Origin of the sequence: Streptomyces sp. NPDC007095, assembly GCF_040634475.1 — a bacterium.
Taxonomy (GTDB): domain Bacteria; phylum Actinomycetota; class Actinomycetes; order Streptomycetales; family Streptomycetaceae; genus Streptomyces.
Map to the genome: position 1 here is coordinate 1 of NZ_JBEYFS010000484.1, position 2,227 is coordinate 2,227.

Below are 2,227 nucleotides of genomic sequence, written 5' to 3' on the forward strand. Positions count from 1 at the left end.
GCAGTACGGTCAGTCCTTCGGCGTGGTTGTCCGGCCGGAGCAGCAGGGGCTGCTGCCCCGGGCCGCTGACGGGACCCCCGAACGCCGCCGTCGTCAGGGCCAGCAGCAGTGCCAGCAGCGGCAACGCGACGCCCACCGTCGAGGAGCGGCCCGCGCGGGCCAGCGACAGGAAACCGACCACCCCGCGCCCTCGCGCGGCCGGGCGGGCGGCCCACCGCAGGGGCAGCGGATACAGCCGTACGAGCACCAGCGCCGCGATCAGCCCGACCAGGACCGGAGCCGCGCTCACCAGGAAGTCGCCCGTGCTGGACGCGCCGCGCCGCCGCAGCGCCACGACCGAGCCGACGGCCAGCACCAGCACGGTGAGTTCGGCGACCGTGCGGCGCCTGCCGGGCCTGGCCTGGGCGAGATCGTCGCGCTCCGCGTGCGCCCGCGGCCTGCGGTGCGCCACGACCGCCCGCACCGGCAGTACGGCACAGGCGAGGAGCGCGACGGCGGACGCCCCGAGCACGGCGGGCAGGAGCCGGGCCTCGTCGACGGTGAGTACGGCGAGCAGCAGACCGGCGGCGGCCGCTGGCACCGCCACGACCGCGGTCTCGGCGAGGAGCCGTCCGGCGATCCCGCGCAGCGAGCCGCCCCGCGCGCGCAGCAGGGCGAGTTCGGTGGCCCGGCGGACGGCGACCAGTCCGCCGGCCATGACCAGGACGACGGCGGCGACCGCGCCGATCCCGAACGTGCCGACCGCCACGACGGGTGTGATCGCCGCACGGGTCGTCGTGTAGGAGCCGACGACCGTCTCCAGGTCGGTGCTGACGGCCGCGGTGCTCCCGGCGATCTCGCGCATCCGCAGCAGCTCTGGCCCGCCTTCCAGGGAGGCGATCCGGGAGACGAGCGCCGGGACGTCCTGTGCGGTGAGCCGTCCGGTGGCGGGGGCGAAGCGCCAGTACAGCTCCGGCTGCCCCTGGCTGCCGAGCAGTACCGGGGCGGCGCCGGGCGCCAGCAGCAGGCCCGCGTCCCAGTAGAACTGCGGCGGGACGGGGGCGTCCGCGGTCACGCCCGGGGTGCGCAGGACCGGCTTCGCGGACCAGTAACCGCCCTGCGGATGCCGGGGCTCCACGATCCCGGTGATCCGCACGGCCAGCGGTGCGCCCCCGAAGCCGTCCACGTCGATGACGGAACCGACGCGCAGCCGCAGCGTCCGGGCGGTCGCCTCGGTCACGGCGGCCTCGACCTTCCTGGTGTCCGCCGTCACCTCCCCGGCGGCGGTGGGGAGCCGTCCGCTGCGTACGGTGGCGTGGTCGGCGAGTCCCGACTGCGCGACCAGTGTGAAACGGGGCGGCGCGTTGATCACCGGCAGCCAGTGATTCAGTCCGACGAGGCTCTTGGAGGTCCGCACCCCGTAGGCCGACTCCGTGGTGTCCGCCCGCAGCGGCGCGGGCAGCCCGGCCAGCGCCGCGCGTCGGACGGCCGAGAGCGCCGGGGGCCGCACCGCCTTCTCCCGGCTGGACTGCGCGATCTCCAGCCCCGGCTGCGGCGCGCTCAGTTCCACCGAGGTGGCGGCCGGGGGCGCGCTCGCGATCTCCTGCCGCAGCCCTTTCGTCTCATACGCGTCAAGGGCCCGCGGCAGCACCGCCGCGAGGAACGCCGTGACCAGCACGAGCACTCCGAACGCGACGGCCGCCCCGGGGGCGGTCCGCAGCCGCGTACGCACCCAGGGCGCCACACCGCGCTCCGTGCGCTGCCTCCACCAGGCCATCTCAGCTGTCCCCCTGGTGGCGGAGCGCGACCGCCGGGTCGGCGCGGCGCACCGCCGTCGCGGCGCTGATCAGCAGGGGCAGGGCCGCGATGCCCACGAGGAGCAGCGCCACCTGGGACACCGGGAGTTCGACGAGGACGCGGGGGACCGGCCGCGCGGCCTCCGGGGTCAGCACGATCAGGGGCACGACGGCCCGGGTCAGCACGGTGCCGAGGCCGAGGCCGGCGAGCAGACCGGCCCCGATGAGCAGGCCCTGCTCCACGGCGACCAGCCGGGCGAGTTCCCGGCGGCCCGCGCCCAGGGCCCGGAGCACGGCGAACTCCGCGGACCGCTCGCGCCGGGAGCCTGCGGTGCCCACCGCGAAGCCGCCCGCGGCGAGGGCCCGAGCGGGCCCTGGCGTTCGCTCAGGCCCAACTCTCCACCCAGTCCCGAACGGGACGATTCTCCGAGCCGCAACCCGTCGAGGAGCCC

Annotated in this window: 2 pseudogenes; both read right to left on the reverse strand. The window is 76.7% G+C overall.

The window, feature by feature from the left end:
* A pseudogene (locus tag ABZ656_RS57575) lies at nucleotides 1–1,756 on the reverse strand (ABC transporter permease); the annotation flags it as partial.
* Between the two features lies 1 nt (nucleotide 1,757).
* Nucleotides 1,758–2,144 (reverse strand): annotated as a pseudogene (locus tag ABZ656_RS57580) (FtsX-like permease family protein); the annotation flags it as partial.
* Between the last annotated feature and the right edge of the window lie 83 nt (nucleotides 2,145–2,227).